This window comes from Paenarthrobacter nicotinovorans, assembly GCF_007670255.1.
Classification (GTDB): domain Bacteria; phylum Actinomycetota; class Actinomycetes; order Actinomycetales; family Micrococcaceae; genus Arthrobacter; species Arthrobacter nicotinovorans_B.
Map to the genome: position 1 here is coordinate 35058 of NZ_SZVS01000006.1, position 26232 is coordinate 61289.

Below are 26232 nucleotides of genomic sequence, written 5' to 3' on the forward strand. Positions count from 1 at the left end.
AATCTCCTAGGTTGCTCCCATTTTACGTGGCTCTGGTGGAGGTGCGCTGAGTGGCAGAAATAAGGCCGGTCATTGCTTGGTGGAGTTCGGCGACTTCTTCGCGCGTGAGCTGCAGGCGATCACGGATTTCGCCGGGTACCTCGGTGGCCTTGGCGCGGAGTGCCGCTCCCTTGTCAGTGAGTGTGATGGCAAGTGCGCGCTCGTTGCCCGCGACGCGCTCGCGGGTAATGAGCTGTGCCTCTTCCAGCCGCTTCAGCAGGGGCGAGAGCGTGGCGGGATCGTGGAGAAGGCTGTCGCTGATGTCCTTCAACGTCCGGGGGCTGCGCTCCCACAAGGCCAACATGACGAGGTACTGGGGATGCGTCAGTCCCAGCTTTTCGAGGACCGGCTTGTAGACGCCCACGACGCTCCGCGAGGCAACTGTCAGGGCGAAGCACAGCTGGCGTTCCAACAGGAGGTCGTCGGTTTCCTGCGTGGTTTCGCTGACGGTTGTCATTTGCTTCCTCCTGCTCGCTGCACTGACGAGGTTACACCTTTGAGTGGGTGGATTAGTTAGTGCACTAATTATTAGCGTACTATGAAGGTATTGAACCGTCGAACACCGAGGAGTCGATCAGCGTGGCAAAGGAATCCTTCACCCGGAAATTCATGCGCGCAACGGGGAAGTTCCGTGTCATTTTTGGACCGGCGCACAGCAGCTCCCTCGACCACGAGATGACCGAGGCGAACCGGAAGCTGCTCGCCCAGCGCCAGGCTGAAACCCAGCAGTGGGAAACCATCCGCCGCCCCGATGGCAGCACCTACGTGGTTCCCCGGAACCCCGAGGACAAGTCCCTGCGCTAAACCCGGCCCCCGCCGTCGAGTTGGCATTTGATGACAGTCCTGCGGGCCCGGACTGTCATTAAATGCCAACTCGGCGGTGCCTTGGTCCGGAGCCTTTTTGGGCCTCCGGGCGTAAAATTGCCTCACTGAAGGGCGCGCGCTCCTTCTGTCTCCAGCACGGGAGGAGGTGGAAGAATATGGGACGCAAATTGGATAGCTTCCAGCATGTGACCGAGCGGTTGCAATACGTCTTTGGGCCGGCAACCCACGGCGATACGGATGCTCCGGTGGTGCACAAGCATGACGATTTCGAAACCGCTTCTGAGGAAGATCTCAAGAATTTCGATATCGAGACCGACTCTGAAGGCCATCACTACGCTGTGCGGAACAATGATCCCGGCGCGACATCCACTGACTACTCCCTCTGAGAGAACCCTGTTGCGGCAATAATCAGCATGCTTATTATATGAATGCACCATGCACGCTAAAGCCGCAGCTTAAGGGGGCAGTCACATGAGTTTTCACGATGATGCCGCAAGAATGCCGGTCGGGCCGGACCGCGAGGAGCGCGGGGCGCCGCCGCCGCTTGCCTCAAGCACCAGGCCGACGCGGACCGCGGCGCTGTGGGTGGCGGTAGCCGTAGGCCTGGTGGTCTTGGTGATGCTGATCATTTTCTTTGTCCAGAACCAAGACATGACCACCGTCCGCTTCTTCGGGCTGGAGGGGACACTGGCTCTGGGCACCACGCTGTTTATCGCAGCGGTGGGTGGGGGAGTCCTGGTAGCCCTTGCCGGCGGCGCGAGGATCCTCCAGTTGAGGATCGCCGACCATCGGCGCCGGAAGATTCCCGGCGGGCCAGGAGCAGCACCTTAGATTAACTGCGGAAGGACCGGAGCGTGGCTCCGGTCCTTCCGCAATTTAATCCCGACGGCGGCACTCCCTGACGACGTTCAGTCCGCCGGGGTGGTGGGTCGTCTTAGCCTTCGCAGTCGGTGCAGTAGGCGACGCCATCTTTTTCGCGCGCAATCTGCGAGCGGTGGCGGACCAGGAAGCACGAGTTACAGGTGAACTCGTCGTTTGCCTGCGGGATGACCTGAATAACCAGTTCCTCGGCGACAATTTCGCCGCCGGGGCCGTTGGCGTCAAGGCCGTCGGTTTCGTCCAGTTCCAGCACGACGCTCTTGGCCGTGGGGGCGCTGGCAGATTGAAGAGCCTGGAGGGACTGCTCCTGGTTCTCTTTTACATCGGTACGGAGTTCGTCGTAATCGGCTGCCACTTTTTAAATGCCTCTTCGTGTTAGGGGGTTACCGGGTATGCAACGTACAGCATGCCATGAAAATTCCATACCATACCCCAGTTCTACAGCTTGTGGCGAAAACCACGTCGGTGACGCCCCAAAAAGCCGTCAACCGCGCCATTTCACCCCTGTATTAACGCAGATCAACGTCCTAAGTCTGTAATTCGTTCACCGAGGGCGGAAGGACCCTCGAAGGAGCGCAGTGGACTCAACCGCGGAAGCCCCCGTCCCACGGCGGGACCGGGACTTCCGGGAAGGTAAACCTCGACGGCGGTGACCGTCGCCAAAGTGCCTTAGCGGCCGGTGCCGCCGTAGACGGTCGCCTCGGCTTCGCCGTCGAGCTCAAACGCATTGTGGATGGCGCGTACGGCGTCATCCAGGGCGTCAGCGCTGGTGACGACGGAGATACGGATCTCCGAGGTGGAGATCATGTCGATGTTGATGCCGGCGTCGGAGAGTGCCTTGAAGAAGGTGGCCGAGACGCCCGGGTGCGAACGCATGCCTGCGCCGATGAGGGAGAGCTTGCCAACGTGTTCGTTGTATTCAATGCTCTCGAAACCGATCTGCCCCTCAGCGGCACGCAGGGCGGCCAGTGCGTCGGCGCCTTCGACGATGGGGAGGGTGAACGAAATGTCCGTGCGGCCGGTGCCGTGGGTTGACACGTTCTGGACGATCATGTCGATGTTCGAGTGGGCATCGGCGATCACCTGGAAGATCGCGGCAGCCTTGCCGGGAATATCCGGGACCCCCACAACGGTGACCTTGGCTTCGGACCGGTCGTGCGCAACGCCGGAGATGATTGGCTGCTCCAAGGCAACTCCCTCTTGAATCGTGAACTTTTCGTCGGCGCCCGGGATGACCCAAGTGCCTTCCTTGTGGCTGAATGAAGAACGGACGTGCAGGGGCACACCGAAGCGGCGCGCGTACTCCACGCACCGGAGGTGGAGGATCTTGGCACCGGAAGCGGCCAGTTCCAGCATTTCCTCGCTGGAAATGCGGTCGATCTTTTGGGCCGAGGACACCACACGGGGGTCGGCAGTGTAGATGCCGTCAACGTCCGTGTAGATTTCGCAGACGTCCGCTTCCAAGGCTGCAGCCAACGCGACGGCGGTGGTGTCCGAACCGCCGCGGCCGAGGGTGGTGATTTCGTTGGTGCTGCGGCTCATGCCCTGGAAACCCGCGACGATGGCGATGTGCCCCTTGTCCAGGGCCGTGCGGATGCGGTGGGGATCGACGTCGATAATCCGCGCCTTGCCGTGGATACCGTCGGTAATCATGCCGGCCTGGGAGCCTGTGAAGGACTGCGCCGAGGCGCCGAACTTGTTGATCGCCATGGCGAGCAATGCCATGGAAATGCGCTCACCGGCGGACAGCAACATGTCCATCTCACGGGCGGGCGCGGAGTCCGTGACCTGTCCGGCCAGGTCCAGAAGTTCATCAGTTGTGTCGCCCATTGCTGAGACAACCACCACAACCTCGTTGCCGGCCTTCTGCGCATCCACGACGCGCTGTGCGACCCGCTTGATGCCATCAGCATCGGCAACCGAGGAGCCGCCGAACTTTTGGACGATCAGCTGCTTGGTAATGGCTGCCCCGCCTGCGAGCTCGTCGATCTTCACTTCGGTAGTGGGCATAGTCATGCGCGCACCCTCACTGCATCAATAGGGTTCGAACGCGGCATGCTGAATTCCAAATTGGAGCACGCCTGCGTAGCTTATTTGCCCAGTTTATCGCCGGGCGCAGTGCTGGCAGGAATTGTGACCACATACCGGCCGGAGCATCCCGTCCACGGCACCGGAGCCGTCACCAACCAGAGGTGGCTGGTCCACCCTTGAACGGTCCCACAATCCGCCCCGTGATCCACCCGCCGTAGAAGCCGCCTTCCTGGAAAGTCACCTGCTCGCCGTCGACTTCGCAGGAATCCAGGTGTGCGGGGTAAAGCGCTACCCGGCCACTCAGGGCCTCATATCCGCGGGCCGGATGCGGGTAGGTCCAGCCTCCTCGCGGAACGACGACGCCGCCGCTCACGACGTCGAAGTAGCTTGCCTCGCCCTTGAATTCGCAGAAAGTGGTGCCCTCGGTGGGGATCAGCACGTCCGCCGGGAAGGCTTCCATGGGCAGGTAGTACACGGGCGGGTGGCTGGTCTCCAGAACGCGCACGGAGTCGGTTGTATCAACGATCACCTGGCCGCCGAGCCGGACCACAATCCTTTCCGAACTTGGTTCAACCCGCGGCGGGCGGGGGTAATCCCACACGGATTCCTGCCCGGGTTTGGGCTTTATGGGCCGGGGGCGCTTGGTGCCGGGGAACCCGGGGAAAGGGGCCATGTGACCATGGTGCCACCTTCTTCCGGAAACGGATGTTGGTACTGGCCTTCCCGGCGTACCATCCACCTCATGAGGTCTGCGAGTGGCGATGGTCCGCGTTCCTGAACATCGGGACCCGGATGCCGGCTGGGATGAGACCGGATACGAGGTCATCGGAGGTGGGCTGGTAGACGATCAGCCGCGTGTGGCCTCCCGCGACGACGACTCGGATCCGATGCAGGACACTCCGTTCGCGGAGGCAGTCCGGGCTGCCTGGCGGGTAGCTGAAAAGTCCTTCACGTCGTGGTTGTTTTGGTTCTCGTGCTGCATGGGCGTTGCGCTTTCGTGGGGAGGGGCGGCGCTCCTGTTCGCTTCGGCGCAGCTGAATGGCTGGGTCCGGGACGAGCTGCCCTTGGCCACGTTCATCGTCACCGCGCTCCTCTTGGCTTTCGCGGCCGCGGTCCTGGGAGTCAGCTGGGGATTCCGCGAGAGTCCTGGAAGCCTCCCAATCACGCTACTGGCGGGGGCCATGCGGGGATGCGCCTTGGCTGCACCGGCCGCGCTGGTACTGATCGTGGTGGGCAGCAGTTTCGGCGGGCCGATCGCGCTGGCGGGTGCCGCCGTCGTCGTGATTGTCCTCGAAGTGGCGCTGTTCGGGCTCCTTGGGGCCGGCACGCGCGCCTGCTTCGCGGCGAAGGCCCCCGGCGTTGCCCTGGCTGCAGTGCTGGTGGCCTTCTTCTGCGTGGGAAATGTGGTGCTCACCGTCCTGTTGCTGCCCGGGACGTCGGATGTGGCCGCCGCCTCAGTTCCTGTTAACATGCAGCGCGATGACGCCGGGAGGGTAACTTCCTATGAGTGCGTTGGCGATCTCCACCCCGTGGAGGTGGCACACACGGACAGGGTTGCCTGGCTGGCTGCTTCCAATCCGGCGTTGTTGCTGGGCAGCGTCGGGGCAGGATTCGTTCCGCCTGACGACGACGTCGCTTGGGTGCTGTCCGGGTTGCAGTTCGCGGTCGACGGGCCCTCCGCGGAAGTCCTTTGCCTCAACGGGGTGGCAAGTGACGGGCTGCCACCGTCCATGCCCGTGGCCCTGATGGGGTTCGCGATGCAGGCCGGCGTCGCTGTCCTGGTTGCGCTCCTGGGACGTTGGCTGGCGTCCCGTAGGGCGGCCGCCACGTCCGGGGCTTGAAGGCTAAAGCAGGGCGTTCCGCCGGCCTTCAAAGGCGCGGCCCAACGTGACCTCGTCGGCGTACTCCAGGTCTCCGCCGACGGGCAGCCCCGAAGCCAGCCGCGTCACGGCGACGCCGATCGACTTGAGCATCCGGGCCAGGTACGTGGCCGTGGCTTCGCCTTCAAGGTTGGGGTCGGTGGCGATGATGATTTCCTGGATTGCGCCGTCATTGAGGCGCGTAAGGAGTTCGCGGATACGCAGCTGCTCGGGGCCAATGCCGGCGATGGGGTTGATGGCCCCACCGAGCACGTGGTACCGGCCACGGAACGACCGCGTCCGTTCCACGGCCAGTACGTCCTTGGACTCCTCCACCACGCAGATCACCGACGGATCACGACGCGGATCGCGGCAGATATTGCACGTTTCCTGCTCGGTGACGTTGAAGCAGACGGAGCAGAACTTCACGCGTTCCTTGACGGTGGTGATCGCCGTGACCAGGCGTTTCATGTCCTCGGGGTCGGCCTCCAGAATGTGGAACGCCAGGCGCTGCGCTGATTTCGGGCCCACGCCGGGGAGGCGGCCGAGCTCGTCAATCAGCTCCTGAACTGCACCTTCGTACACAATGTCCTCGTTTGTTTGAAATCAATGCTGGTGTCAGCGGGTTTGCAGTGGAGAACCGTCCAAGGCGCGCTCTTCGATCAGCTTCCCGCCCAGAATACGCTCGACGGCAGCCCGCCCAAAGACCCTCGATTCCTCGATGGTTTCGTCCTCCGGACTTGGAATATCTTCCGGGGCAGCAACCGGGGCCGCTTGCGTCCGGACGGGTGCCTGGACCCGCCCTGCCTGGGCCTCGGGGCTGTTGGTCAGCCGTTGGTACAGGCTCTGGCGGCCGTTGGAATTGCCCGACGGCGCGTCCTCCTCGAGCGTGGCAACGGAACCGTGCGCTTCGTCGGGTTGCGTCGCCAAGGAAGGCCAGGTGGGGACGGGGCTGGGCTGGCCGGTTCCGGGTGCCGGGGCGTTGCTTACGGCGGCGGCTTGGGTACCTGGCCAGCTCGACGCCGGTGCGACGTCCCAGCTGGAGCTTGGGTTCTGCTCGGCGTTGGTTGGGTGACCGTAGGATGCGGTTGCCGTCTCCGGGACCTGGGCTGCGGCGGGCTCGTACTCGGGGGCAGCCACTGACGGTGTGGGGGCTTCCTCGGGAGTTGACCTTGCCTTGCCCACGTTGGATTCGCTTCCAACCACCCATGTGCCTGGGGCCTGCTCTACTGCGCGGGACCACGGGTCGTCGGACGGTGTGGGCGCGGCGGGGGCTGTAGGTGCGGCGGGTGCTCCAGCTGTGACGGGTGCCTGCGCCCGTGCTGATGACGCAGCGGGGCCGGTTGCAGGGGAAGCCTGGGGGTACCCCTGAGACGGAGTTCCCCGGCCGTGGCCGGCCGGTGGTTCCCAATCAGCCGGTGGTTCTTCATCCAACGGCGGGGCGTCCTCGTCCAATGGCGGTCCCCAGTCGTCATCGGGGTAGGAATAGTCGCCATCGGAAGCGGCCGAAGCGGCGGGTGCGGCCGCTGCGGGAGCTGCTGCTGCGGGTGCTGGGGCAGAAGGCGCTGCGGGAGTTGCCTGGTTGGCGGGCAGGGGACGTGCGGCACCCCGGATTGTCGGGGACACTGCAGTGGAAGAGGCCTGGACCTCTGCGTGGCTCGGTTCCGCTGGTGCTGGGGCCACTGGTGCCGCAGGCGCCAAACCCCATGCGGAGTCAACCGCCGACACCTGTGCCGGGGCTGATACCTGTACCGGGGCCGATGACTCAGCCGCCGACGAGTCAACAGGAGTGCCCGGTGTGGATGGGGCAGCCGGGGTTTCCCGGCTAGTAGGCGCTTTTGGGTTTGGCTCAGAGCTCGCTGAGCTGTTGCCGCCAACCACTGCGACGATCTGGCAGTCAATGCCGATGGTCTTGTGGATTGCTTGGCGTAGGTTCTCGGAATGGTCTGCGCGTCCAAAAGCACCGGCAAGGCCGCCGGTAGTGAACGCGAGGGTAAGCACCTGTCCGTCGAACTGGGCGACCTGTGCGTTGGGCTCAACGAGTGCCCACGTACTGCGCTTGATCTTGGTCAGTGTCTGCAGCACGTCCGGCCACGCCCGGCGAAGGGCCTCGACGTCGCCGCCACCTGCGGGAGCGGGGCCCGGAGTCGCAGCTGCCGGTGCCGCGGCCGGGGTTGCCTGCGGAGCCGCGTGCTCTGTCGGTTGGGTGGCCCGCTGATGGACGGCGTCCTGCTTGGCGGGTGCCTGCTGTGCCGGAGCCTGCTGGGGAGCGGCTGTTTGGGCCGTGCGGTCGGCGGCAGGGCGATCCTCGACTGGCCAGTCGTTGGTCGAAACGCGCGGGGCTGTCAGCCCTTCGCGTGCTGTGGCATCGGTAGACGGCGCCTGGGCAGGAGCGGCCGATGGGGCAGCACCAGCAGAAGCCGGGCTTGCTTCGGTACGAGTGCCCGCAACCTCCGGAACCGATGCTGCTGCTTGGGCGGGAGCTGCAGCGGGCGCCGCCTGTGCCGGCGCAGTAGCAGAAGGAGCTGCCGCCGTCGGGACCGCAGCAGCAGGCGTCGTTGCAGCAACGACCGGTGTACCGGCGTCGCCCGCGTAATTCAGGCGACGTTCCACGCGGTCTATGCGTGCGGCGATTCCCCGCTCGGTTTGCTCGGAGCTGGGCAGCAGAATGCGCGCGCAGAGCAGCTCAAGGTGCAGCCGCGGTGACGTGGCGCCGGTCATCTCGGTGAGGGCGGTGTTGGTGACGTCGGCAGCGCGGGAGAGCTCGGCGGCACCGAGGTTGGTGGCTTGGTTGCGCATCCGGGCGATCTGGTCCTCGGGCATCCCGCGGAGGATCGCCTGGGCACTTTCGGGCATGGCCTGGACGATGATGAGATCGCGGAACCGCTCCAGGAGGTCTTCGACGAAGCGTCGGGGATCGTGGCCGGTTTGTATGACCCGGTCAACTGCCCGGAAGACCGTGGCGGCATCGGCGGCCGCAACGGCGTCGACGATGTCATCGAGCAGGGACGCGTGTGTGTAGCCGAGCAGCGCCACCGCGAGTTCGTAGTCCAAACCGTTGGGGCCGGCGCCCGCCATGAGCTGGTCGAGCACCGAAAGGGTGTCACGGACAGAGCCGCCGCCGGCGCGGATCACCAGGGAGAGCACACCCGGGGCGACAGGAACGTTTTCCTGCCTGCAGAGCAGCTCAAGGTACTGCATGAGCGGCTCCGGCGGCACCAACCGGAAGGGGTAGTGGTGCGTGCGGGAGCGGATGGTGCCGATGACCTTGTCCGGCTCCGTGGTGGCGAAGATGAACTTGATGTGTTCCGGCGGCTCTTCGACGATCTTGAGGAGCGCATTGAAGCCAGCCGACGTGACCATATGGGCCTCGTCGATGATGAAGATCTTGTAGCGGTCGCGGACCGGGGCGAACGTAGCGCGCTCGCGGAGGTCGCGGGCATCGTCCACGCCACCGTGGCTGGCGGCATCGATCTCGATCACGTCCAGCGAACCCGAACCGCCGCGGGCCAGTTCGACGCAGCTGGGGCACGTGCCGCAGGGGGTGTCAGTGGGGCCCTCGGCACAATTCAGGCAGCGTGCAAGGATGCGGGCGGAGGTGGTCTTGCCGCAGCCGCGCGGGCCGGAGAAGAGGTAGGCGTGGTTCACGCGGTTCTTCCGGAGCGCCGTCATCAGCGGCTCCGTGACGTGTTCCTGCCCGATAACGTCCGCGAAAGAGTCCGGGCGGTACCTTCGATACAGGGCAGTTGTAACAGTCACAAGTGAAACCTACCTATAGGGACTGACATTTAAATAAGAGACCCCTCATGCACCCGCCAGAGCCCATCTACCCTTGCTACCTTCCGGTCCTGGGGGAGTTCAACAGGATGACGCCACATGAGGGGCCGTCGACAAGCTTACCCGAACTTGGTTCGGCGTTCGAATCGGCCTCAGCCGGTGTGGAAAACGCTCGACGGCGGGTGGTTGTGCCGGCTTTTATGTCGGGGCCCGCTGGTAGACACATTGATACTTGCCACATTCGTCGGAGAGGTCTGCAACTGTGAAGTGTCATGGGTAGCGGTGATTGGTTGGACCCTCGCAGTGTCTCCGGGGAGATACACAAAGATGTACTCGCCGTTGTTCGACTGTTGGCTGAGTCGGGGTGGCGGTTGAGACGCCAGGGTCACAAGTTCTATTTGTACTGCCCTTGTGGGCCGACCGGAGCCCAGCTGAGGGTTGACGGTACGCCGAAGAACGCAACGCTACGCGCCAAGGTTCTATTGCGGGACGCTCGCCGATGCCCGGGGCAGCATGATCTTCTAAGGAGTCGACGATAGCTGTTGTCACTTGTCAACAGGTTCGATAATGTGGGGCTATGACAATGGACCAGACGTTTGAGGTACGCCTCCGCCTCAAGGCGCTCTCAGAAGAGGTTGAGGACTCGCTGGTGGAGTATCTGGGCGCCCTTGTGTCGCGGTTTTCCGGGGTTCCTTACGTGACGATTTTTCAGGACGCCACTAGCGGCTTGGAGGCTGCCCACCGCCTTTTGGGGCGAGTTAAGGATTTCGGATGTGAGGTCGTTTCCGTAGATCCGGACTTTGTAACCCGGACCGAGATTGCTGAACGGCTGGGTGCGTCCCGGCAGGCTGTGTCGCATTGGGTCTCCGGGCAGCGCCAGGCGGAATTCCCGTTTCCGCTTCCCGCCATTCAGACCGGCATCTCACTATGGTGCTGGTCGGACGTTGTTGACTGGGCCCGGGCCTCGAAACACCTCGCCGACGAAGAGGATGTCTCACTTTTGTCGGCTGACGAGATTGCTGTTGTTAATGGGGAGTTGGCGGCCGGTCGAACGCCCGTATTCGCTTGAGGGCTGTGGGTCTCACCGCCACCCACTAACCGGCCACGTCATGAAAGCCGGTTCCTCGTAGGGGTGCGCCGCCCGCAGGGCCAGCACTACGCCGTCGAGCGCTGCTTCCCCAACCACGCACTCAGCGCGGATTTCCGGCACCTGCTCCTCTATCCCCACCTCTCCTATGAACGGCTGGGCGCCGGGCTGGGGAGTGAACCGGCCAGTGCCTGGGGAAGTGTAAAAACAGTGGGAGTAGTCGCCGATCCGACCCGCGCCTGCGTCTCCCATGGCCAACAGAACTTCTTCGATATGCGTCTCCGGGACGTAAACCACCAGTGCATGAAGCTGCGTCATGCAGACATCTTGTCACCAAATTTGGCTACAAAGCGGTCTCAACCATTGCAAAAGAAGGAACAGCGGCGGACCATGTTTATGTACACCGATTGGGGCAATCTCAAGGTTGTGAGCTGCGGGGCCTGGGGGCGAGGGGCCGGACCCGGTAGCTCAACGGTAGTGCCGCAAGAATGGGCGCGTTGGGGGCGTCCATTTTTCCGTTAAGGGGACCTTCTTCGCGCGTGCCAGGCAGTGCCGATTTCCCTCGATTACACGATGCCGAAATTCTCGGGTACAGTAGTATCTGCTTTCGAATCGGAAGCAAGGAGAATTCGCCTAGCGGCCTATGGCGCACGCCTGGAACGCGTGTTGGGTTAACGCCCTCGGGGGTTCAAATCCCCCATTCTCCGCGTTTGGCCCCAGTCTTCGGACTGGGGCCTTTTGCGTTCCTAGGAAGCTACCTCGGCGTCCGCTTGCTGCTCCGCATCCTGCTGCTGCGCTTCGGCCACCCGCTCCAAGACCTCGCGGCACGCTGCGGTTGCCGGGTGGATCCTGCCCGCGGTCCTGGTGGAAGTGAACACGGTTCGCTTGGGCAGGCCCGGAAGATCCAGCAGTTGGACTGTCCGGCTCCGGCCCGTCCAGACGAGGTCCGGCATGAGGGCCACGGCATTGCCCGATTCGATGAGTCGGATTTGCGCTTGGAGGTCGGCGGTTTCGTAGCGCACGTCAGGTTCGAAGCCAGCCGATCGGCATGCCTGCTCGGCCCAGTGGCGGGAGGCGGCACCCCTCGGCTCCATGACCCACGGCATGGACGCGGTGTCCGCGAGCGAGGAAACAGTCTCCCCACCCAACCCGACCGGGGGAGTGGCCAGGCGAATGGCGTCGCTGGTCAGCGTGACGCGGTCCAACCCGCTGTGGTGCGGCGCAGCATGTCCGGGGTACTGCTCGGCCACCACCAGATCGAAGTCCCGCGCCCACGTTTCGTAGAGGGCTGTCTCCGGTTCACGCTGGGTCATTTCCACCCGCACTTCCGGGTACTCCTCGCGCATGATGCTGAGGAAGCCGGGCAGAAGCGCCAGTGCGGCTGATTGGAAGACGGCCAGCCTGACTGTTCCCGTCACCATGGACAAGGAAGCGGCGAGTTCGGTTTCGGCCCGCTCCAGGGTCTCCAGCAGGGCCGCGGTGTGGGCGACCAGGATCTCTGCCTGCGGCGTGAGCTGCACCCGGCGTCCGGCCTTGCGCAGCAGTTCCACCCCGGCTTCCTTCTCCAGGAGCGTCAATTGCTGGGACACGGACGAGGGGCTGTACTGCATCGCGTCGGCCACTTCGGCGAGGGTGCCGCGGATCTTCAATTCGTGCAGCAAACGCAGCCTGCGGACGTCCAGCACGATGGCCTCCAAAGGTTCGGGATGGGTAATGAATATTCGTCAGAAAAGATCGCTTTTCCTAATGAGATTGTAGATCCATACTGATGGAAACAAACAAACTTCTCCGTCTTAGAAGGAGCCCCCATGACCAGCACCCTCCCGGATGCCACAGCCCCGCGCACCCAGGATTCCGGGCAGTTCGATGCTCTGGCCCACGAAGCCATTGCCTTGGTCCGCCACTGGTTGACCGAAGCCAGCAAGATTCCCGTCGACGTGTCCGCCCAGCGCCTCGCCGGCGTCCTGAAGGACCCGAACGGCCTGGAATTCACGGTTGGATTCGTCGACGGCGTCATCCGCCCCGAGGATCTGTCGGTTGCCGGCCGTAAGCTCGCCGAGCTCGCCCCCAAGGTGCCCAAGTTCCTTCCTTGGTACATGCGCAGCGCTGTCCGCGTAGGCGGCGTCATGGCTCCGATCCTCCCGCAGGTGGTCATCCCGATCGCCCGGCGCGTTCTCCGCGAAATGGTGGGCCACCTGATTGTTGATGCCACGGACGCCAAGCTTGGCCCGGCGATCGCGAAGATCAAGCAGGACGGCGTGCACCTGAACGTGAACCTCCTCGGCGAAGCCGTCCTGGGGGAGCACGAAGCACAGCGCCGCCTGGAAGGCACTCTGAAGCTCCTGGCCCGCGACGACGTCGACTATGTCTCCATCAAGGAATCCTCCACCGTCGCACCGCACTCGCCGTGGGCCTTCGACGAAGCCGTCGACCACGTGGTGGAGAAGCTCACCCCGCTCTACCGCCTCGCAGCATCCTTCCCCAAGCCCAAGTTCATCAACCTGGACATGGAGGAATACAAGGACCTGAGCATGACCATCGCCGTGTTCAAGCGCATCCTGGATATGCCCGAGTTCAAGAACCTCGAGGCCGGCATCGTCCTCCAGGCCTACCTCCCCGACGCCCTCGGCGCCATGCAGGAACTGCAGGAGTGGGCCACGGCCCGTCGCGCCCAGGGTGGCGCACCCATCAAGGTCCGCGTGGTCAAGGGTGCCAACCTTCCCATGGAGCAGGTTGAGGCCTCGCTGCACGATTGGCCGCTGGCAACGTGGGGCACCAAGCAGGACTCGGATACCAGCTACAAGAACGTCATCAACTACGCCCTCACCCCGGAGCACGTTGACGCTGTCCGGATCGGCGTCGCCGGCCACAACCTCTTCGACGTCGCGTTCGCCTGGCTCCTTGCCAAGCAGCGGGGGGTCACGGAGGGCATCGAGTTCGAGATGCTGCTGGGCATGGCAACCGGACAGGCAACGGCTGTCCGCAAGGACGTCGGCAGCCTCCTGCTCTACACACCGGTGGTCCACCCGGGCGAGTTCGACGTCGCCATCGCCTACCTGATCCGCCGCCTGGAAGAGGGCGCAAGCCAGGAAAACTTCATGTCCGCGGTCTTCGAGCTGAGCGAAAACGAAGCCCTGTTCAAGCGCGAGCAGCAGCGCTTCCTGAACTCCCTGGCCAACATGAAGGACGAGGTTCCGGCCCCCAACCGCCAGCAGGACCGCCGTCTCGCGGCCGAGCCCGCACCCACTGAGGGCTTCCGCAATACCCCGGACACCGACCCCGCCCTGCCGGCAAACCGCGCATGGGGCCGTGACATCCTGGCGCGCATCCCCGGCTCCACGGCAGGCAACAAGATCGTGGAGTCCACCAAGGTTTCCGATGCCGCCGAGCTCGAGCAGATCATCACGACGGCGGTCGAAGCCGGCAAGGCGTGGGGCGCACGCCCCGCCGCGGAGCGTGCAGCCATCCTGCACCGCGCCGGTGAAGTCCTGGAGGCCCGCCGTGCCGAACTCCTGGAGGTCATGGCCTCTGAAACCGGCAAGACCATCGACCAGGGCGACCCCGAAGTCAGTGAAGCAATCGACTTCGCGCACTACTACGCCGAGCGCGCCAAGGACCTGGAAACGGTCGACGGCGCCACGTTCGTCCCAGCCAACCTCACCGTCGTGACACCCCCGTGGAACTTCCCGGTGGCGATCCCCGCTGGTTCGACCCTCGCGGCACTGGCCTCAGGTTCCGCCGTCGTCATTAAGCCTGCAAAGCAGGCCCGCCGCTCCGGTTCCGTCATGGTGGATGCCCTCTGGGAGGCCGGCGTGCCGAAGGACGTGCTGGCACTCGTCCAGCTCGAAGAGCGTGACCTCGGTACCCAGCTGGTCTCGCACCCCAGCGTTGACCGCGTCATCCTGACCGGTGGCTACGAAACGGCCGAGCTTTTCCGTTCCTTCCGCCAGGACCTGCCCCTGCTCGCGGAGACTTCCGGTAAGAACGCGATCATCGTGACCCCGAGCGCCGACCTTGACCTCGCCGCGAAGGACGTTGTGTACTCCGCGTTTGGACATGCAGGACAGAAGTGCTCCGCTGCGTCCCTGGTGATCCTGGTCGGTTCGGTGGCCAAGTCCGCCCGCTTCCACAACCAGCTCATCGACGCCGCCCGCTCCCTGACCGTGGGCTACCCGGAAAACGCCACCACGCAGATGGGCCCGATCATTGAGCCCGCCAACGGCAAACTCCTCAATGCCCTCACCACCCTGGGCGACGGCGAAACGTGGGCCATCAAGCCCGAGCGCCTCGACGAGACCGGCCGTCTGTGGTCCCCGGGCATCCGTTCGGGCGTCAAGCGCGGCTCCTACTTCCACCTCACCGAGTTCTTCGGCCCGGTACTCGGCGTCATGACCGCTGAAACCTTGGAAGAAGCCATCGCCATCCAGAACGAGATCGAATACGGCCTGACCGCCGGCCTGCACTCCCTGGACTCCGCTGAAATGGGTGTCTGGCTGGACAAGATCCAGGCGGGAAACCTGTACGTCAACCGCGGGATCACCGGTGCGATCGTGCAGCGCCAGCCGTTCGGTGGGTGGAAGAAGTCGGCCGTCGGTGCCGGAACCAAGGCTGGTGGACCGAACTACCTGATCGGTCTGGGCAGCTGGGTTCCCGCCGAAGCCAAGGCCAAGCGCGGCACCGTCCTTGAAGGTGCAGCCTCGCAGATCCTCGCCGCGGCCAAGTCCGCAGACGTCACCGCCGAGGAATACGGGACCCTTCAGCAGTCGCTCTTCAGCGATGCCGAGGCTTGGGCAACCGAGTTCGGCACCCGCAAGGACGTCTCGGCCCTGACCGCCGAGCGCAACGTCTTCCGCTACCGCCCCTTGCCCGTAACTGTCCGCCTCTCCGAAGGCGAGCGGCTCGCCGAGCTGCTGCGCGTTGTGGCAGCCGGTGCTGTGGCCGGCTCGAAGCTCTCAGTGAGCTCTGCCGTCGTCCTTCCTGACGCTGTGGTGACCGCGTTCGCAGGTCTTGGCGTCAACGTGCGGATCGAGGACGACGCCGCGTGGCTGGCCCGGGCGGCATCGTTCGACGGCGGCCGCATCCGCCTGATCGGTGGCGACTTCGCCGCGCTGAGCGCAGCGATGGGTGGGCGTCCCGACGTCGCGGTCTACCACGGCGCCGTGACCCAGGCAGGCCGGATCGAGATGCTCCCGTTCCTTCGCGAGCAGGCAGTGTCCATCACGGCCCACCGCTTCGGCACTCCGAACCACCTCTCGGACCAGCTGATCTAGCGTCCCGCTTCAACGACTGAAAGCCAGCCCTTCGGCGCAACCCTCACTATTTGGGTCCGCGCCGAGGGGTTGGCTTTCTGCTTTCCGGTCAAACGTCCGCGTAGCCCAGCCGTTGCAACCTGCGTCGTGCCGCTTGTTCGCTGGGTCCATGGGATCCGAGGGCGAACCGGACCATGGCCAGCACAACCCTCGCGGCTGTGATCACCGGCAAGGGGACAGGGCCGAACCGCGGACGTTGAAGGCCCAGCAAGTCCCTGTATTTTGGCTCAAGACTGGCGATGGCTGCCCCGAAAAGGATGCTGTAGCCGGGCTTGAGAAGGGGGCTCAGGGGCGGATGTTGAATGAACGAGACTGTCTCGGCCAGCCGTTCATCAGCCCGCAGAATCCCGGAGGCGTACCAACCTTCCAACTCATCGCGGACCTCTGCTTCGGTGAGGGGCGGGTCCTGCACTCCCATCAGCTGCCCGGCCGCTGCCCACTCGCGGACGTAGGCATCAGCTCCGCCGGGGATCGAAACGCCCCAGATCCGGTTGGCCGTCAGGAACGAGTCCGCATAGGTCACGTGGACCCAGCGGAGGAGCTCGGGATCGTTGGCGGCGTACTCATGAACCGCGCCGTTCCCATCCACGTAGGTGCCGCGGACGCGTTCGTGGATCCTGCGTACGACGGCGGTGGCAGATTCTGCAGCTTCGGTTGAGCCATAGGTCACCGTGAAGATCCAGCGCACCGTGTTGGCCAGGCGGCCCAAAGGATCCTTCTGGAAACCGGAGTGCTCGTAGACCCCGGCCAGCGCGCCGGGGTGGAGCGCCTGCATCAGCAGCACCCTGATCCCCGCCACGATGGTGGCAACGTGACCATGCACCGCCCAGACGGCCGACCCCGGAAGGTGGTATCCGGCGTCGTTCCCTTCCGCCAAGCGCGGCACCCACTCAGGCGGCGTCCCCGACGTCCCGGTGAACGTGCGCTGGAGTTCGTGGCGGTACTCGGTGAGGTAGTTCCTCATGCATCCTATGAGACCGCACATCCGCCACACCGTACAGAGGGAGTTAGCGGGTGGTGCGGCGTCGGGAAGGTGCCGCTGCCACCAGCAGGGCGGCAATTGCGACGGCGGCACTCAGGATGAGTCCCGGACGGTACTGTTCCAGCATGGCTTGGGCGCTGACGGTACCGCCGCCTTGGCCGTGGCCACTGACCAAGGCCGTGGTGACGGCGAGGACCAACGCGGCACCCACCTGTGTGCTGGTCTGGATGAGCCCTGCGGCCAGGCCTTGCTCGGAATCCTTGATGCCTGCCGTGGCCTGCACGTTGATGGACGGGAAGGCCAGGGCGAAGCCGATGCCTAGAAGGACCACCGAGGGCAGGATGTCGAGCGCGTAGTTCGGGGTGGTGCCCACCCTGAGGAAGAGGACGTAGCCCAATCCAAGCGCGGTGAGGCCCGTGAGGATCAGCTGCGTGGCTCCGAATTTCTCAATGAGCCGGTCAGCGAACGGTGCGCTGGTGGCCACCAGCAGGCCGGCGGGCAGCAGGGCCAACGCCATTCCCAGAGGGGTCCAGCCGAGCACGGACTGCAGGAACATGGTGACGATGAACTGGAAGCTCAGGTAGGAACCGAAGAGCCCCACTGCGCTCAAGTTGGCCCGCGCAACCCAGCCTTCCTTGAGGATGCCGAAGCGGATGAGCGGGTGCTTGACCTTGTTTTCGATGATCGCGAAGGCTGCCAGCACGGCGGCAGAAACTGCGAATCCGGCGATTGTTGCCACAGATCCCCAGCCCTGCTCAGGTGCTGAAACCAAGGTGTACACCAGGCCGAGCATGCCCAGGGCGAGCGTCACGGCGCCCCAGATGTCGTGCCCGCTGTTTTCCGCGGACGGCTTGTCCTTGGGGATGAATTTCATGCCCAGCAGGACCACGATCACGGCGATCGGCACGGATACCAGGAATGTCCAGCGCCAGCTCAGGCTGGTCATCAGGCCGCCGACCACCAGGCCCAGGGAGAACCCGCTGGCACCGAACGTAGTGAAGATGGAGAGTGCCTTGTTGCGCTCGCGGCCCTCGGCAAAGTTCGTGGTGATGATGGAGAAGCCGGTGGGTGCGGTGAAGGCGGCTGCGAGGCCCTTGACAAAGCGGGTGGCGATCAGGATTGCGGGGTCGTCCACCAGGCCGCCGAGGAGCGACGCGGCTGCGAACACGGTCAAGGCAATGAGGAAGATACGACGGCGGCCCAACAGGTCCGCGAGCCGTCCGCCAAGGAGCAGGAGGCTTCCATAACCCAGGACGTAGGCGGAGACGATCCACTGCAGGGAATCGGTTCCGAGGTGGAGTTCCTGTCCGATGGAGGGCAAAGCCACGCCGACCATGGAGACATCCAGCCCATCGAGGGCAAGGACGGTGCAGACAACCATCAGAAGAAGCCACTGGGCCCGCGTCCAGCGGACCACTGTTGACGCTGTTGCCAAGGGTTGCTCGGCAGACGTTTTGAGGGTGGTGGGTGAGGTCATGCGATCAATCTATATGACGCGTCATTCAATGACAAGGAATATGACGCGGAATCTTATGACGTGGATTTTAATGCCTCCATGGCCTAGGATAGGGGCATGGCAACGACGCGTGACCGCCAGCTGGAAGACCGGGAATTGGTTGAGCAGTGGCGCGACATCCAGAGCTCCTACTTCCGTACCGCCGGAGCAATCGACCGCGCCCTTGAGGCCAAGTTCGATATCGGGCTGAACGAGTTCGAGATCCTGGACCTCGTGGCCGAAAGCGAAGAGTCGTCGTGCCGCATGAAGTCGTTGGGGGAGCGGACACCCATGACCCAGAGCGCCGTGTCCAAAGTGGTGGACCGCCTCGAAAAAGCGGGCCTGGTTACCCGGCAGACCTGTGCCGAAGACCGCCGTTCGCTGTTTTTGGAACTGACCGAAGCCGGCCGCGAGCTTCACTCAACGGCCGCCGTCGAACACCGCGCGCTGCTGAAGGAAAACCTGGGCTGACCCAGGTCACGGAGGCTGCGGTGAACTTGTAAGGACAAGGCCGTGGAGTGCCAGTGGGATGCTTCCGGACCGTCGAGCCACGGACCACTAACGCACGCGAGCCATCATTCTTGAGGGATCTGCTAGTTCGGTGAAGCCATATTGGGCGTATAGCCCGTGAGCATCAGCGGTAGACAGTAATATCCGTGACAGATCCAACGGTTCGAGGTCTGCCACGATACCCGCAGCGAGCATTTTGCCGATACCTTGGCCGCGGGCCGTGGTCGCTACAAAAACATCGCACAGCCAGGCGAACGTTACGCCGTCAGTCACCACGCGGCCGTATGCAACCTGTTCTCCCGTTGCGGTGTTGTAGACCCCGTAGTTCCGGGAGGCGTCGATGGCTGCATCTTGCTTCTCACGCGGTCTGCCTTGCGCCCAATAAGACTGTTCACTCAGCCATGCGTGTACGAGCCCGCGATCGACTCTGTCGGTGTCGGCAGAGAAGAAGAAAGGTTCATTCATGACAACACCCTAGAGGAACCTGACGGGCTCGTTTGCCCCGCTGTTGAACATCGCGCGCTGCTGAAGGAAAACCTGGGCTGAAGGGCTTGCCCTCACGATCTCGGCCCACACACTTGGCACCAATCTTCCCGCCGCGTATAGTGGAGAACGCAGACCCCCCCGCACACGCGGAGCCGGGGGTCTAGCTGTTTAACACGCTATATCTCCCGTGGAAGGCGGGCAGGGTCTCTGGAGCTGAGGTACTTCTCATACCAGTCCCAGGCGAACTCATTTCTACTGTGCTTATCGACATGTGCATTGGCGCTCCAAGCCACCAGGTCGGCCATTTGCACCAGTTGCGAGCTGCCCGAGTCCAAATGTATGGCGTCTTCGATGACCCGTCGCTGGGCCAGTTCCAGTGTTCGGTGAGTGCTCCTGTAAGAGGTGTCGCTTCCATCACCATCCATGAATACCAAGGCCAGTGAGTTTGATTTGTTGAGCTCGGCTTCGAATCGATCAACAAGCGCGGCATACGCTTGCTGCCGGGTCTGAGCTATATCTTCTGGATCCCCACGACGGTACACGGCTCCAAGGCGTAGCCCTTCTGTGCTCTGCAAGGTCTGCAAACACTCGATTGCAACCTCGCGGCCAAAGTCCTTCCAGTATTCAACCCCCTCATGGACGTGCCGGTCAGGCATCTTGGTTGAAATGCGCCCCCGCCCGTTTACATATTCCGTGGTGTGCAGTTCCTGTGTGACTGGGATTTTGTGCTCCCGCCATAACCGCTTCCGTGTTTGGAGCCAGCTGCTTAAGGCCGAAGACCAGCGGTCCGGAGCGAACTCTATCCAACCGTATACAACCAACCCGGATTGGGGGTGGCCGGAATCGTCAACATAGATCATTCTGTTCAGCGGCAAGGTCACAGTTCACTTTACTCAGCTTCGCCGCGGTAGCTTTGCGGACTGCGGACCGGACATCAACGCAGCCGCAACAAACCTCAAGACATCTTGAGCGAAAACTGATCCAACCTTTCGCTGTACAGCTCCCGGGAAGCCTTTATTTCTGCTTCAATTCCCGCAAGAATGGTGCTTGCACGCCAGGCTGGGGTTTGGTGCCGCTGGCTTTGGGGAGTGTTTGTGGGCAAGCATCATGAAACAGACCGGGCGATTGACCTGATCCGCACCGAAAAATTCCGTCGCGTTATGATCGCCGGATGCCTTGCGGTCTTGGCTTTCTTCGCTTTCGGATTCCAACCTCTGACCGCCGTTCCGGCTGGAACAGTGGATCCGATGGTGGCTCAAGGAGTCGTGGGGCCCACAGCGTTGGGGAGCCTGACCCCGCCGGAAGCCGAAACAATGGTCATCGACCCCAGCCAGGCACCCCCTGAGCAACTGCCCGGAACGCCCATGGTCTTCTTTGACCGGGCGATGGTCCGGACGGTCAGCAAAGATGGTTCTACTGGCTTGACGGTTGCCTCGGCCGGGATGTCCCGTCCCCCTGCGGGCAGCCTGTACGCGCCCCTTGAAGTACTCAACCCAAGCTCGCCCTACGGCTACCGCTACAGCCCGCTGACGGGCCTGGCCGGCGAGTTCCACTGGGGCCAGGACTACGCGGCCCCCTGTGGAACACGGGTTTACGCCGCCGACGCCGGTGTAGTCCGCGCCGTTGGTTGGCACATCTGGGGCGGCGGCAACCGTGTGGAAATTGAGCACGGCAACGGCCTGGTCACCACCTACAACCACCTGCAGGACATCGGTGTCACACAGGGGCAGTCGGTCCGCGTTGGCGAAGTCATCGCCGAAGTCGGCACCACTGGCTGGTCCACGGGTTGTCACCTCCACTTTGAGACCATCGTCAACGGCCTCCACACCAACCCGAACGGCTGGACGTATCTGCCCATCAAGCAGGTTGATCCGCTGCAAACCATGACTTTCGTGAACTACCAGCCGGGAGTCGGCACGGGCAGCTCCGCACCGCAGTGGGCAGTGCCCGTGGCCGACGGCACCAACCGCGCCGTCATCGGCGGCGAGCACGAAGAAGAAGTCGCTCCGCCGGTCGTGGTACCGCCCGTCACTTCGGTGGACACGCCCGGCCCGGTTGTCACGACACCACCTCAAACCACGACGCCGGTCCAGTCGCCGTCCGTAACGGCCACGCCGACGCCGACCGTGACCCCGACGCCGAGCGTCACCCCGACGCCGAGCGTCACCCCGACGCCGACAGTCACCCCAACGCCGAGCGTCACTCCGGTGCCTACCACGGCTCCCGGGACCACGGCTCCTGGGACCACGGTTCCGGTGGCGCCACCCGTGCAGACCCCGCCTGTCCAGGCGCCGACGGTCGAGGCCCCTGTCATCCAGGCACCAACCGTCCAGTCCGCCGTCGCACCGCCCGCACCGGTCGCTCCGGCGCCGGTGGTGGTCGAACCCGCGCCAGTAGTGGTGCCAACGGTGACGCAGCCTGTTGCGCCCGCCCCGGCCCCCGTAGCCCCCGCACCCGCGCCGACACCCGTGGCGGTCCTGCCATCGGCCCTTCCGGTTGTGACGCTCCCGCCCGGTTATATCCTCATCGCTCCGGACCTGGTCCAGAGGCCGGACGGCGTGATCGTGCCGCTGTCCACGCTCATCCTTCCTGCGCCCTAAAACGCCATAAAGCCGGGCGTTTTCGCGGCCCCAAGCCAGCTCCCGTAAGCTCGATGGCGGCGATCCCGCCAGCCGACGACGTCAGGAAGCGAATCCGATGACCAGCCTCTACAGCATTCCCATCACCTTCAACGACGGCTCCGAAGGCGACTTCGGCCGGTTCGAGGGCAAAGCGGTGATGGTGGTCAACGTCGCTTCCAAGTGTGGCTACACCCGCCAATACGCTGGCCTGGAAGAGCTGTACGGCGAATACCGCGGGCAGGGGCTGGAAATCCTCGGCGTGCCCTGCAACCAATTCGGCGGCCAGGAACCGGGCGCCGATGAGGAAATCGCCGAATTCTGCGAGCGGAATTTCGGTGTCACCTTCCCGTTGACCAGCAAGGCGAACGTCCTCGGCAAGGAGCAGCACCCCCTGTTCGCCGAGCTGACCCGGGATGACGACGGCCAGCCGGTCAAGGTGAAATGGAACTTCGAGAAGTTCGTCATTAACCGTTCAGGCGAACTCGTGGGACGGTTCCCATCCGCAGTGGAGCCTGACTCCGAAGACCTGTTGAAAGCAGTGGAAGAAGCGTTGGCGTAAGCCGGCAGAGCTGAAGGGGAGGAAAGTAATTTTCCAACATTCCGCCGGGAGTTAGCCGGTTGTTGGCTTTCTGTCTGGTTGGATTGGACCTACTGGGGTTGACACGGGAGGCGCCGTCTCCCACCAAACGCTAAGGCAGCTATGGAGTTCATCGAGGCCGAATATCCCAAACCAGGTCATGTGCTGCTGCACTTGAGCGATCTTCACCTGGTTGGTGGTCCGGGCACGCTCTATGGCTCTGTGGACAGCTCTGCCAGGATGCAGGAGATCTGCGACCAGATTGTCGCTTCCAGGCTCAAGCCCGAAGCCATCATTTTTACCGGAGACCTCGCGGACCGGGGCGAGCTGGAAGCCTACAAGCGTCTCCGGGACATGATCGAACCGGTGTGCGATTCGCTGGGAGCCAAGGCCATCTGGGCCATGGGAAACCACGACGACCGCGCGAACTTCCGATCCGCCTTCGCCGATGCCTCAGAGGCCAGCAAGCCCGAAGACCCGGTAGACCGCAGCTACTTCATCAATGGGCTTCGGATTATCACCCTGGACACCACGGTTCCGGGCTACCACTACGGCCAATTGTCGGAATCGCAGCTGGACTGGCTGGCAGCCGAACTGGCCACACCGGCGCCCGACGGAACCATCCTCGCACTGCACCACCCGCCGGTACCCTGCGTGCAGGACCTCGCGGTCCTGGTGGAGCTGCGCGGCCAAGCCGCACTGGCCGCCGTCGTCCGTAATACGGACGTCCGCACCATCCTGGGTGGGCACCTGCACTATTCGACGACGGCGAGCTTCGCCGGCATCCCGGTCTCGGTCGCCTCGGCCACCTGTTACACGCAGGATCTCGGGGTACGCGCCGGAGGCCAACGGGGACGCGACGGAGCCCAGTCCTACAACATGATCCACGTGTACGAACACACCATCGTGCACTCGGTGGTCCCCTTGTCCGGCGGTGTCACCGTGGGCGAGCCGGTGGACGCGGAGGAAGTACAGCGTCGACTGGCAGCCGCAGGTATCCGCATCCCACGCGAGTCCCGGGTGGGCACGCACACCTCACCCGGTACCTTGACGTCGTCGCTGCCTCTTATTTCTCCCAGGGTGCCTTGACGGGGAAGTACTTCTCCAGGAAGTCGGTTACCAGTTCGGCACGTTCATCCGCCTCGACCTCGGGGAAACTGCCGTCGTTCAGGCAGAAGAAGTCCATGTGGCGCTTGGCCAGCAGCTTGGGCAGGTAGTGCAGTCCGGCCCACATGGTCGAATCCACATAGCGGACCTTGGCAGCCGTCTGGGTGACTGCGCGGCCCGTGAGCAGGGCGTAGTAGTGGTAGAACGAGTTCGTGACCGAGATGTTGTCCGCGGCGCGGAAGCGGCTGGCTGCGGTCTTGGCGAACTCGGCCGGGAATTCCTCCTCCATCTGTGCCACTACGCTGCGCCGCAACGGAGCAGCGGTGTGCTCCAGGTGCCGGGTGGTGATACGGCCGAAGCGTTCCCAGAGGAGCTTCCGGTTGACCCGGGCCGCGTTCTCGAAGCCACTGCGCTCGGCATCGTTCTCGCCCAGGCCGATGCGGGTGTCCGCTTCGATGAACTTGGTAATGCCGCCGGGCGTGAAGAACATGTCCGGTCCTACGGGACGGCCGAAGAACATGTCGTCATTGGAGTACAGGAAGTGCTCGGACAGGCCCTCGATGTGGTGCAGCTGGCATTCCACAGCCTGCGAATTGTGGGTGGGCAGGACGGAGGGATCGGCGAAGAATTCCTCGCTCCGAACGATCGTCACGGACGGGTGGTCGGCCAGCCATTCCGGAGCGGGAGAGTCTGTGGCGATAAAGATCCGTCGGATCCATGGCGCGAACATGTGCACCGAACGCAGGGCATATTTCAGCTCGTTGATTTGCCGGAAGCGTGCCTCGTGGTCGTCGCCTTCGCCAAGGACGGCGCCGGCCTGCTGGGCGCGGCGGCGTGCAATGTACTCCGGGTCGCTGCCATCAACCCACGAAAAGACGATGTCGATGTCGAAGGCAATGTCGCTGGCGTGGTCGGCGAACATGTTCTCGATGGTGGGCCAGGTGAGGCCATGCCGCTGCACGGTTCCACGGACGGCGTCCTGCCGCAGGAGTGTCCGGCGCGTCAACGAGTTCTCCACCGGGAGTTCCAGGTGGTCGCCCTCGAACCTCCACAGCTCGAGCTGGACACCCAGCGCCGGGCCGTACCAGAGGCCGCCGCCGACTTCGACCCGGGGCCGGTAGAGGCGGAAGATCCGGGCCTTCCGGTTGGCCGAGAGCTCGCCGTCGGCTACTAGCACGGACGTCTTCTTCCTGGCATCCACTGTCATGGCGTAGAAGGGTTCATTCCGGAACGCGTCAACCAGGGCGTCCCTGACGTCCTTGCGGGCCTCCCAATCGACGGCGATCACGGGCCGCTCATCATTGCCGCGCACCAGGATGAAATCGATGCCTGCGGCATCCAGGGCTGCCCGAACCGCCAGGAGATCGGAAACCATGGCCTGTTGCGGTGTGAGGTCGGCGTTGACCAGGGCGTACCGCCCGCGGTGACGGACGACGTCGGACCTGTGCCTGAGATGCGCAACGACGGCAGGCGAGACCGCCTCCGCAATCGTGTCCTCTTCGACAGATGGGCTGCCGTGGTAAATCGGATCGACCTGTGCTTGTGTGATGGCTGTTTCTCCGGGATCGTCGGTGGTGCGTGTGTCAGTGGTGGTGAAGCTCTAGATGGCCAGGGCCCCGCGCCAGCTGCGCAGGAAGGCTCCGCCGGCGTCGTCGTGGATCACGTCGTCGGCAAGGTCCAGGTCCGCGGCGGTCAGGATGGCGTACGGCTTCACCGGCACGCCGTCCGCAGGCCGGACATCCACGTGCTTCACGTCGTGGTCGTTGTGGTGCAGCCAGTCTGCCATGGCGTAGTCCGTGCGGGAATCTCCGACGGTGCGCCAGGAGCGCGGCGTAATGCCCTGGGCGGCCAGGAGCTCCACTGCGCGGCTTGCTCCGAGGTCCTTGCCGAGCCGGACGGACTCGATGTCCGTGGAGATGATGGTGGGGTCCAGGCGGTAGTCGGCGGTGTCGTCGGAGCCGGGAGCGTGGTGGTCCAGGATGGCGGCGTTGAGGCCGTGCTGTTCCATGATGCCCAGCGCGTCGGCGTCGAACAGCTTCTGCTCAGCCAGGTAATCTGCGCTGGCCACATCCAGGTGTTGCTCCACGGAGACCATGGCGCGCTTTGTCTCGTCGAAGAACATGTGCGCCGAGTAATCCTCCGCCACGAGCCTGCGGATGTCGTCACCGTAGGCCTTGGGGACGGCGAGTTCGTGGTCCACGTGGATGGGGCCGGGCCCTTCGGCGGTGTAGCTGAACCAGACGGCGCCCTTCTCGCAAATCGCGTGGATCACTGTATTGGCGGGCATACCCGCGGCAATCATGGGTTCCATGACCTGCTGGGCTATGAAGGCGTCGGAACGGCCGGTGTTGAAGATGACCGGAATGCCGGCCGAGGCGAGGGCCACCAGATCAGCGATGATGTCCGGCTTGACATCGCGCGTCACGGGGCTGGCGATGGGGCCATCGACATCCAGCAGCAAAGCCAGTTCGGGCTCAGTGCGGGCAGCGGTCCGGTCGGTACCTTGGAGCGGTTGGGTCATGCCCCTATTCTGTCAGTCCCGCAGAGTCCCCACACAGCTGTGACGTTCGACGACGATTAGTCACCTTTTGGCTACAACCTGCCTGTGCCGCGGGTCACAAGTTCCGTTAGGGCGGCATCTTCCATAG

The 26232-nt window shown here is 63.8% G+C and carries 24 protein-coding genes, 1 tRNA gene and 1 other RNA gene; 11 read left to right on the plus strand and 15 right to left on the minus strand.

The genetic code is table 11. From position 1 onward, the window contains the following. Window positions 1–22 precede the first annotated feature (22 nt). The gene (locus FDP28_RS10725) at window positions 23–496 is read right to left on the minus strand and encodes a MarR family winged helix-turn-helix transcriptional regulator (protein ID WP_144661429.1); all 474 of its coding nucleotides are present in this window, start codon (window positions 494–496) and stop codon (window positions 23–25) included. A 122-nt stretch (window positions 497–618) separates the two neighbouring features. On the opposite strand from FDP28_RS10725, the gene FDP28_RS10730 reads away from it, so the two are divergent. From FDP28_RS10730 to FDP28_RS10740, 3 genes are all read left to right on the plus strand, one after another. Beyond that, complete coding sequence (locus FDP28_RS10730) at window positions 619–843, plus strand: hypothetical protein (RefSeq protein WP_144661430.1); 225 nt, start codon at window positions 619–621, stop codon at window positions 841–843. Between the two features lie 176 nt (window positions 844–1019). After that, window positions 1020–1250, plus strand: a complete 231-nt coding sequence (locus tag FDP28_RS10735) for a hypothetical protein (protein WP_144661431.1) — start codon at window positions 1020–1022, stop codon at window positions 1248–1250. 85 nt (window positions 1251–1335) lie between these two features. Next, window positions 1336–1695, plus strand: a complete 360-nt coding sequence (locus tag FDP28_RS10740) for a LapA family protein (RefSeq protein WP_144661432.1) — start codon at window positions 1336–1338, stop codon at window positions 1693–1695. Between the two features lie 103 nt (window positions 1696–1798). On the opposite strand, the gene FDP28_RS10745 is transcribed toward FDP28_RS10740, so the two are convergent. The 3 genes from FDP28_RS10745 to FDP28_RS10755 form a co-directional block, all read right to left on the minus strand. After that, window positions 1799–2098: a DUF4193 domain-containing protein gene (locus FDP28_RS10745; protein ID WP_018778105.1), complete on the minus strand. Its 300-nt coding sequence runs from the start codon at window positions 2096–2098 to the stop codon at window positions 1799–1801. 314 nt (window positions 2099–2412) lie between these two features. After that, on the minus strand, window positions 2413–3759 hold the full coding sequence (locus FDP28_RS10750; RefSeq protein WP_144661433.1) for an aspartate kinase: 1347 nt from the start codon (window positions 3757–3759) through the stop codon (window positions 2413–2415). A gap of 163 nt (window positions 3760–3922) precedes the next feature. Continuing rightward, the gene (locus tag FDP28_RS10755) at window positions 3923–4447 is read right to left on the minus strand and encodes a DUF427 domain-containing protein (protein ID WP_186313593.1); all 525 of its coding nucleotides are present in this window, start codon (window positions 4445–4447) and stop codon (window positions 3923–3925) included. 88 nt (window positions 4448–4535) lie between these two features. On the opposite strand from FDP28_RS10755, the gene FDP28_RS10760 reads away from it, so the two are divergent. Further along, window positions 4536–5615, plus strand: coding sequence for a hypothetical protein (locus FDP28_RS10760; RefSeq protein WP_144661435.1), 1080 nt, complete (start codon window positions 4536–4538; stop codon window positions 5613–5615). Between the two features lie 3 nt (window positions 5616–5618). Here the strand turns inward: FDP28_RS10760 and recR are convergent, their stop codons facing one another. The 3 genes from recR to ffs all read right to left on the minus strand — a co-directional run bounded on the left by recR (window position 5619) and on the right by ffs (window position 9522). Further along, entirely contained in the window at window positions 5619–6218 is a 600-nt protein-coding gene (gene recR / locus FDP28_RS10765) for a recombination mediator RecR (protein WP_144661436.1), read from the minus strand. A gap of 33 nt (window positions 6219–6251) precedes the next feature. Next, the gene (locus tag FDP28_RS10770) at window positions 6252–9392 is read right to left on the minus strand and encodes a DNA polymerase III subunit gamma and tau (RefSeq protein WP_144661437.1); all 3141 of its coding nucleotides are present in this window, start codon (window positions 9390–9392) and stop codon (window positions 6252–6254) included. 33 nt (window positions 9393–9425) lie between these two features. Beyond that, window positions 9426–9522, minus strand: an RNA gene (gene ffs / locus FDP28_RS10775) — signal recognition particle sRNA small type. Window positions 9523–9987: 465 nt separating this feature from the next. Between ffs and FDP28_RS10780 the strand changes: the two genes are divergently transcribed. Next, complete coding sequence (locus tag FDP28_RS10780; protein WP_144661438.1) at window positions 9988–10479, plus strand: helix-turn-helix transcriptional regulator; 492 nt, start codon at window positions 9988–9990, stop codon at window positions 10477–10479. A gap of 12 nt (window positions 10480–10491) precedes the next feature. On the opposite strand, the gene FDP28_RS10785 is transcribed toward FDP28_RS10780, so the two are convergent. Then, window positions 10492–10815 carry a YqfO family protein gene (locus FDP28_RS10785; protein WP_144661439.1) on the minus strand — a complete coding sequence of 108 codons (324 nt, stop codon included), beginning with the start codon at window positions 10813–10815 and terminating at the stop codon, window positions 10492–10494. Between the two features lie 304 nt (window positions 10816–11119). On the opposite strand from FDP28_RS10785, the gene FDP28_RS10790 reads away from it, so the two are divergent. After that, window positions 11120–11204 (plus strand) — tRNA-Ser (locus FDP28_RS10790). Between the two features lie 39 nt (window positions 11205–11243). On the opposite strand, the gene FDP28_RS10795 is transcribed toward FDP28_RS10790, so the two are convergent. Beyond that, entirely contained in the window at window positions 11244–12182 is a 939-nt protein-coding gene (locus tag FDP28_RS10795) for a LysR family transcriptional regulator (protein WP_144661440.1), read from the minus strand. A gap of 123 nt (window positions 12183–12305) precedes the next feature. On the opposite strand from FDP28_RS10795, the gene FDP28_RS10800 reads away from it, so the two are divergent. Next, window positions 12306–15767 carry a bifunctional proline dehydrogenase/L-glutamate gamma-semialdehyde dehydrogenase gene (locus FDP28_RS10800; RefSeq protein WP_144661441.1) on the plus strand — a complete coding sequence of 1154 codons (3462 nt, stop codon included), beginning with the start codon at window positions 12306–12308 and terminating at the stop codon, window positions 15765–15767. An 88-nt stretch (window positions 15768–15855) separates the two neighbouring features. Here the strand turns inward: FDP28_RS10800 and FDP28_RS10805 are convergent, their stop codons facing one another. Together FDP28_RS10805 and FDP28_RS10810 are read right to left on the minus strand one after the other, a co-directional pair. Then, window positions 15856–16770 carry an oxygenase MpaB family protein gene (locus tag FDP28_RS10805; protein WP_186313594.1) on the minus strand — a complete coding sequence of 305 codons (915 nt, stop codon included), beginning with the start codon at window positions 16768–16770 and terminating at the stop codon, window positions 15856–15858. A gap of 43 nt (window positions 16771–16813) precedes the next feature. Continuing rightward, the gene (locus tag FDP28_RS10810; protein WP_144661442.1) at window positions 16814–18265 is read right to left on the minus strand and encodes an MFS transporter; all 1452 of its coding nucleotides are present in this window, start codon (window positions 18263–18265) and stop codon (window positions 16814–16816) included. A gap of 96 nt (window positions 18266–18361) precedes the next feature. Here FDP28_RS10810 and FDP28_RS10815 point away from each other — a divergent pair, with 96 nt between their 5' ends. After that, the gene (locus FDP28_RS10815; protein WP_144661443.1) at window positions 18362–18754 is read left to right on the plus strand and encodes a MarR family winged helix-turn-helix transcriptional regulator; all 393 of its coding nucleotides are present in this window, start codon (window positions 18362–18364) and stop codon (window positions 18752–18754) included. A gap of 87 nt (window positions 18755–18841) precedes the next feature. Here the strand turns inward: FDP28_RS10815 and FDP28_RS10820 are convergent, their stop codons facing one another. Together FDP28_RS10820 and FDP28_RS10825 are read right to left on the minus strand one after the other, a co-directional pair. Beyond that, window positions 18842–19258, minus strand: a complete 417-nt coding sequence (locus tag FDP28_RS10820; RefSeq protein WP_144661444.1) for a GNAT family N-acetyltransferase — start codon at window positions 19256–19258, stop codon at window positions 18842–18844. Window positions 19259–19455: 197 nt separating this feature from the next. Then, window positions 19456–20160 (minus strand): DUF3800 domain-containing protein, encoded by a 705-nt coding sequence (locus FDP28_RS10825; RefSeq protein WP_144661445.1) that lies wholly within the window; start codon window positions 20158–20160, stop codon window positions 19456–19458. A gap of 213 nt (window positions 20161–20373) precedes the next feature. Here FDP28_RS10825 and FDP28_RS10830 point away from each other — a divergent pair, with 213 nt between their 5' ends. The 3 genes from FDP28_RS10830 (at window position 20374) to FDP28_RS10840 (ending at window position 23566) form a co-directional block, all read left to right on the plus strand. Continuing rightward, on the plus strand, window positions 20374–21879 hold the full coding sequence (locus tag FDP28_RS10830; RefSeq protein ID WP_144661446.1) for a M23 family metallopeptidase: 1506 nt from the start codon (window positions 20374–20376) through the stop codon (window positions 21877–21879). Window positions 21880–21976: 97 nt separating this feature from the next. After that, a complete protein-coding gene (locus FDP28_RS10835; RefSeq protein WP_144661447.1) occupies window positions 21977–22459 on the plus strand; it encodes a glutathione peroxidase in 483 nt (160 codons plus the stop codon). Between the two features lie 141 nt (window positions 22460–22600). Next, entirely contained in the window at window positions 22601–23566 is a 966-nt protein-coding gene (locus tag FDP28_RS10840) for a phosphodiesterase (protein ID WP_144661448.1), read from the plus strand. On the opposite strand, the gene FDP28_RS10845 is transcribed toward FDP28_RS10840, so the two are convergent. Together FDP28_RS10845 and FDP28_RS10850 are read right to left on the minus strand one after the other, a co-directional pair. After that, entirely contained in the window at window positions 23544–24959 is a 1416-nt protein-coding gene (locus tag FDP28_RS10845; protein ID WP_144661449.1) for a stealth family protein, read from the minus strand. The two genes, FDP28_RS10840 and FDP28_RS10845, sit on opposite strands and share 23 nt — an antisense overlap. A gap of 225 nt (window positions 24960–25184) precedes the next feature. Continuing rightward, a complete protein-coding gene (locus FDP28_RS10850; protein ID WP_144661450.1) occupies window positions 25185–26105 on the minus strand; it encodes a Cof-type HAD-IIB family hydrolase in 921 nt (306 codons plus the stop codon). Window positions 26106–26232: the final 127 nt, after the last annotated feature.